Consider the following 6044-nt stretch of genomic DNA (forward strand, 5'->3'; position numbering starts at 1 on the left):
TTGTTTTTTTCGTCCAAAACGTTGCTCCAGAATGTAGCATGGCTTTTTTTAAAAGCTCCAAATTTGACACATTTTCAAGCCTGATCAAAAAAACAAAGCTGCTTAAAGAGGCTTATATGGGTTGGGTTTTTATAAATTATGGGGTTGTGCAACGGTTACCTGTGTTAGCAGCTGCATTTATTCAGTTATATTTATTCTATTATTTTCTTTAATTGCTTTTCCTGTTTCTGAATTCAATAAAGTAGCAAAAATGTCAATGTATTTTTCGTTAAAATCAATACGGTCAATACAACCATTTTCGGGTGATAAATTGCATTTGTTTTTGAATTTTACAGATTTATCAATACCCTTTTTTAAATCCGACACTGCTATTTCAAAAGTATCAAGGCTATAGCTTCTTTCAGGTATGTAGACAATTTGGTCGAAATCAGTATTATAATCTATAACTTCAAGAAAATCTTTTGCTATAGGTTTCGATTCTTTTGATAATGTCAAAACTCCAGAACAACTTGTAGCGCATCCGTGAGTCATATAAATAAAATTGGCATTATTCTTATTTAAAACAGGAATGAAATATCTGCGCATAAGTAACACATCTTCCATTAAAAATATTTCAGAATTATCTCCTTTTGACCATTTAATGTATAAATCTCTTAATCCAGTACTATCGTTTTTAACTAAATAATTAATTTTCCAACCATCAGATGTTATGGTGTCATTTGTGTATATTTTTAAATCGCTGTACTCTGGTTTTGAAAAGTCAATATTTATTAATTCTCCAGAATTTAGATTAGCCAAAACTAAATCAGATGAGATTTTTGAGGATGATTTTTCTTTGCAACTAAAAATTAATAATAAGAGAACAATAAATAATTTCGATTTCATCTGAGTTTATTATGTTGCTGCTAACGGTATTGTATAAGAATAGTTGCGTTTTGATAACGAGGAAATTCAGAATGAATTTCAGATGTTGGCAAATAAGCAACGACCACAGAATTAAGCCAATACCAGCAATTATTTTTATACGGTGTTGTACCGTCGTTAATTTTTAAAATAGCCGTGGGTGAGGCACGAACCCAAACAGCGTACTAATGATAAATTACAATTATGGAAACAATTATGGAAAAACCAAAATTAATAAATGCTATCGCAGTATTTAATTACATAAATGACAAAGCTAAATTCTATAACGATAAATGGAATAGAGCGAGAAAAATGGAAACTATTGACAAACATTTTGAAACCTATAAAATGTATCGTGATTTTAGTTATAGAGCAAGTGAATTAATATTCTCTTTAAGACGTAATGAAAAATTTGGCGACGGAAGACAATGGTTTGAAATGGACGGAAAAAGATTTAAGGAATTTAGAGCCGAAATAAAAAAAGAAAGAAGATTGAAATTCGAGCAAAATTATAGAGTTCATTTACATTTTATGTCTGAAAGTTTAAGAGCAGATTACGGTACATTTAATTGCGATAATTGTAAACGAGAATTTTATCATAGTCCAAGTACTGTTTTTAAAGGTTCAGAAAAAAAGCACTCAAATTGTTGCGGACATTGCGTTAATAATATGATGAATTGGAATAAGCAAGATGAAGTGTACTATTAATTTTTTAAAGCGTCCGAGTAAGTTCGGCTATTTTAAAAATTTATGCGGTACAACGGTCTCGGTTAACACAAGTTGCGGGAGTAGGGATTCGAACTTGTCGGCTTAGTTGTTTTTTGTTAGGATACTTAATTACACTTTTTCTATAAAACCCGTTATTTGTGATAACCGTTGTTAGCAAATGTTATTTTTGCACTATTATTCTTTGATTCTCAATATCAATTGTAAATTTTTCTCCAATCCAATTAATGCCCATTATACCTTCATATATGAGGCCCTCTATAAAAATAGCGTCGAAATCCTTAACTGATACATTGTTATTATCATCTATTAATTCAGGTATTTTCGTGATAAAAAAATTATTGCCCTCACCTTCTTTAAAATAACTTTTTTTGTAAACCTTTTTTATTAATGTTGAATCAATTTTAAAATCTGTTAAATATCTCGAATTAAATCTATAAACGTCAAATCCTGCACCACTATCTAATCCAACATTTAAGTTTAATTTATTGTTTAGTTTTATGTTAGTAGATATACTTACATCTATATTCCTGTCATTAGTTATTTGAATAGGCATTTCGAAATCTTCATCTTTAATTAAATCTCTCAAAGATGATTTGGATTCAATTGTAATAACTTTATTCTTAAAATCTATGGTAAATGGTGTCTTTGTAAATAATGTTAAGGAGATCAATCCGTCATATTCAAAATCTATATCGTAAACTCCAGTAATTACATTCTTGAAATTAAAACTGCCTAATGATAAAGATTCTAGATTATATAGATCAACTTGCAATTCTTCACCTGTAGCTCTATGTCCCGTATAGAAATTATCAGTTTGCTGTAGATTTTCAATTTTATCTGCAAAATTTTTAAATATTATATTTATTCCTGCTCCAGTATCAAATATAAATTTTCCTTCTACACCATTAATTTCAACTGGAATTACTATATGACCGTATTGAGTCAAGGTAAATGGAATACTCGTTTTATTTACTGAATTTTCTTGTGAATAGGTTAGTGTTGATAGTAGCATTATTAAAATGGCAGTAAACTTTCTCATAATTATTTAACTTGGCTTATTTATTATTAATCTCACGAAAGTATTTAATTAAGATTAGAGCGTACTGACACATTTGTGTCAATTTTTATTTTTTAAATATTTTTTCTTATTCTGGTTAGTGATTGTCTTTCAATTCCAAGAAATGAAGATAGATGGGTTAAAGTTATTCGATTTATTAATCTCGGATTATTTTTTATGAAATTGAGATATCTTTGCTCTGCATTTTCAAATAAAAAACTTTCAATTCTATTTTGGCGTTTAATTAATAAATATTCAGCGATGAGTCGACCATATTTTTCAAAATTTTTAAACCTGGAATAGCATTCTTGAATTGAATTGTATGATAGATTAATGAAGATACAAGGTTCTAAAGTTTTAATATAAAATTTTGAAGGTATTTGCTGTATGAATGAACGATAGTCCGTGGCTGTGCTATTTTCACTTAGGAAAGCTGTGGTAACTTCCTTTCCATCATCGGTCAAATAGTAACTTCTCAAAAGGCCGCTGTAAACGAATCCTAAGCTTTCTTGAACTATTCCAGCTTTTAGGTAAAATGTTTTACTTCTTATTTGAGTAAGGGAAACTTTCTTTAATATAAATTCTAATTCTTTTTCTGCCAAATCAGGGCAAATTTCTAATAAGGAATTTGAAAATGCCTTTTTTGCATTATTAAAATTTTCAGATTCTTCCATTCATAATTATATAACTAATTTTTATAAAATAATTTTTGCTAACGGTCTCGGTTAACACAAGTTGCGGGAGTAGGGATTCGAACTTGTCGGCTTAGTTGTTTTTTGTTAGGATACTTAATTACACTTTTTCTATAAAACCCGTTATTTGTGATAACCGTTGTTAGCAAATGTTATTTTTGCACTATTATTCTTTGATTCTCAATATCAATTGTAAATTTTTCTCCAATCCAATTAATGCCCATTATACCTTCATATATGAGGCCCTCTATAAAAATAGCGTCGAAATCCTTAACTGATACATTGTTATTATCATCTATTAATTCAGGTATTTTCGTGATAAAAAAATTATTGCCCTCACCTTCTTTAAAATAACTTTTTTTGTAAACCTTTTTTATTAATGTTGAATCAATTTTAAAATCTGTTAAATATCTCGAATTAAATCTATAAACGTCAAATCCTGCACCACTATCTAATCCAACATTTAAGTTTAATTTATTGTTTAGTTTTATGTTAGTAGATATACTTACATCTATATTCCTGTCATTAGTTATTTGAATAGGCATTTCGAAATCTTCATCTTTAATTAAATCTCTCAAAGATGATTTGGATTCAATTGTAATAACTTTATTCTTAAAATCTATGGTAAATGGTGTCTTTGTAAATAATGTTAAGGAGATCAATCCGTCATATTCAAAATCTATATCGTAAACTCCAGTAATTACATTCTTGAAATTAAAACTGCCTAATGATAAAGATTCTAGATTATATAGATCAACTTGCAATTCTTCACCTGTAGCTCTATGTCCCGTATAGAAATTATCAGTTTGCTGTAGATTTTCAATTTTATCTGCAAAATTTTTAAATATTATATTTATTCCTGCTCCAGTATCAAATATAAATTTTCCTTCTACACCATTAATTTCAACTGGAATTACTATATGACCGTATTGAGTCAAGGTAAATGGAATACTCGTTTTATTTACTGAATTTTCTTGTGAATAGGTTAGTGTTGATAGTAGCATTATTAAAATGGCAGTAAACTTTCTCATAATTATTTAACTTGGCTTATTTATTATTAATCTCACGAAAGTATTTAATTAAGATTAGAGCGTACTGACACATTTGTGTCAATTTTTATTTTTTAAATATTTTTTCTTATTCTGGTTAGTGATTGTCTTTCAATTCCAAGAAATGAAGATAGATGGGTTAAAGTTATTCGATTTATTAATCTCGGATTATTTTTTATGAAATTGAGATATCTTTGCTCTGCATTTTCAAATAAAAAACTTTCAATTCTATTTTGGCGTTTAATTAATAAATATTCAGCGATGAGTCGACCATATTTTTCAAAATTTTTAAACCTGGAATAGCATTCTTGAATTGAATTGTATGATAGATTAATGAAGATACAAGGTTCTAAAGTTTTAATATAAAATTTTGAAGGTATTTGCTGTATGAATGAACGATAGTCCGTGGCTGTGCTATTTTCACTTAGGAAAGCTGTGGTAACTTCCTTTCCATCATCGGTCAAATAGTAACTTCTCAAAAGGCCGCTGTAAACGAATCCTAAGCTTTCTTGAACTATTCCAGCTTTTAGGTAAAATGTTTTACTTCTTATTTGAGTAAGGGAAACTTTCTTTAATATAAATTCTAATTCTTTTTCTGCCAAATCAGGGCAAATTTCTAATAAGGAATTTGAAAATGCCTTTTTTGCATTATTAAAATTTTCAGATTCTTCCATTCATAATTATATAACTAATTTTTATAAAATAATTTTTGCTAACGGTCTCGGTTAACACAAGTTGCGGGAGTAGGGACGCGAACTTGTCGGCTTAGTTGTATTCTTGTTAGGATACTAAATTACACTTTTTCAATAAAACCCGTTATTTGTGATAACCGTTGTTAGGCTGCGTTATTTTCTAACGGTTTTATGTTATTGAATTCTTTCTCCTTTAAAGATTTTTCTTCTTCTAAATCATAATCATCTTGTAATCCCAACCAAAATTTTGCAGTCGTTCCAAAATATTTTGAAAGTCGGAGAGCTGTGTCAGCAGTTATTCTTCTTTTCTTTTTTATAATTTCACTTATTCTCGTCTGCGGAATAAAGGTTTCCTTGGAAAGTCTGTAAGCAGTAATTTCCATTGGATCTAAAAATTCTTCTTTAAGTATTTCTCCAGGATGTATATTTTCAAGTTTTTTCATTTCTCTATTTTTTAAAGTTTAATGATAATCAACAATTTGAACTTCAAAGGCATTGTCATTTTCCCATTTGAATATTATTCTCCATTGTTTATTAATTCTAATGCTATGAAATCTTTCTAAATTTCCACTCAACTTTTCTAAGTGATTCGCTGGAGGAATTCTTAAGTCATTTATATTTTGAGCATTATTTATCATTCTTAGTTTTCTTCTAGCTACATTTTGAATATTAGCAGGAAGCTTTCTTGATTGGGTTCCTTCCCAAATTTTGTCAGCTTCTTTGTCTGCAAATGATTTTATCACAAATAAATTCGTTTTACGTTACTAACGTCAAAGATAAGTAAAAAATTAGAAGTTCCTAGCTCGATAAAATTATGCTGCCTAACGGTCTTGTATAAAAATAGTAGGGCTGAAAACAGAAACTACTATTCGATTGAGCGAGAGCCGAATTTTTAAATTTTACTTATTATTTTTCTTTTTCA

8 protein-coding genes are annotated in these 6044 nt (G+C 28.7%); 1 reads left to right on the forward strand and 7 read right to left on the reverse strand.

Features of this window, described 5'->3' with window-relative positions; all coding sequences use genetic code 11:
• Positions 1-177 precede the first annotated feature (177 nt).
• Entirely contained in the window at positions 178-885 is a 708-nt protein-coding gene (locus AEQU1_RS16180; RefSeq protein WP_111882770.1) for a hypothetical protein, read from the reverse strand.
• Positions 886-1107: 222 nt separating this feature from the next.
• On the opposite strand from AEQU1_RS16180, the gene AEQU1_RS16185 reads away from it, so the two are divergent.
• Positions 1108-1611 (forward strand): hypothetical protein, encoded by a 504-nt coding sequence (locus AEQU1_RS16185; RefSeq protein WP_111882771.1) that lies wholly within the window; start codon positions 1108-1110, stop codon positions 1609-1611.
• A 181-nt stretch (positions 1612-1792) separates the two neighbouring features.
• Here the strand turns inward: AEQU1_RS16185 and AEQU1_RS16190 are convergent, their stop codons facing one another.
• From AEQU1_RS16190 to AEQU1_RS16215, 6 genes are all read right to left on the reverse strand, one after another.
• Positions 1793-2671: a retropepsin-like aspartic protease gene (locus tag AEQU1_RS16190; RefSeq protein ID WP_111882773.1), complete on the reverse strand. Its 879-nt coding sequence runs from the start codon at positions 2669-2671 to the stop codon at positions 1793-1795.
• A gap of 92 nt (positions 2672-2763) precedes the next feature.
• Positions 2764-3363, reverse strand: a complete 600-nt coding sequence (locus tag AEQU1_RS16195) for a Crp/Fnr family transcriptional regulator (RefSeq protein WP_111882774.1) — start codon at positions 3361-3363, stop codon at positions 2764-2766.
• A 170-nt stretch (positions 3364-3533) separates the two neighbouring features.
• Positions 3534-4412: a retropepsin-like aspartic protease gene (locus tag AEQU1_RS16200; protein ID WP_111882773.1), complete on the reverse strand. Its 879-nt coding sequence runs from the start codon at positions 4410-4412 to the stop codon at positions 3534-3536.
• A 92-nt stretch (positions 4413-4504) separates the two neighbouring features.
• Entirely contained in the window at positions 4505-5104 is a 600-nt protein-coding gene (locus AEQU1_RS16205) for a Crp/Fnr family transcriptional regulator (RefSeq protein WP_111882774.1), read from the reverse strand.
• Between the two features lie 161 nt (positions 5105-5265).
• On the reverse strand, positions 5266-5565 hold the full coding sequence (locus AEQU1_RS16210) for a HigA family addiction module antitoxin (protein ID WP_011709863.1): 300 nt from the start codon (positions 5563-5565) through the stop codon (positions 5266-5268).
• Positions 5566-5583: 18 nt separating this feature from the next.
• The gene (locus AEQU1_RS16215) at positions 5584-5865 is read right to left on the reverse strand and encodes a type II toxin-antitoxin system RelE/ParE family toxin (RefSeq protein WP_111882776.1); all 282 of its coding nucleotides are present in this window, start codon (positions 5863-5865) and stop codon (positions 5584-5586) included.
• Positions 5866-6044 lie beyond the last annotated feature (179 nt).

The organism is Aequorivita sp. CIP111184, assembly GCF_900489465.1.
GTDB lineage: Bacteria > Bacteroidota > Bacteroidia > Flavobacteriales > Flavobacteriaceae > Aequorivita.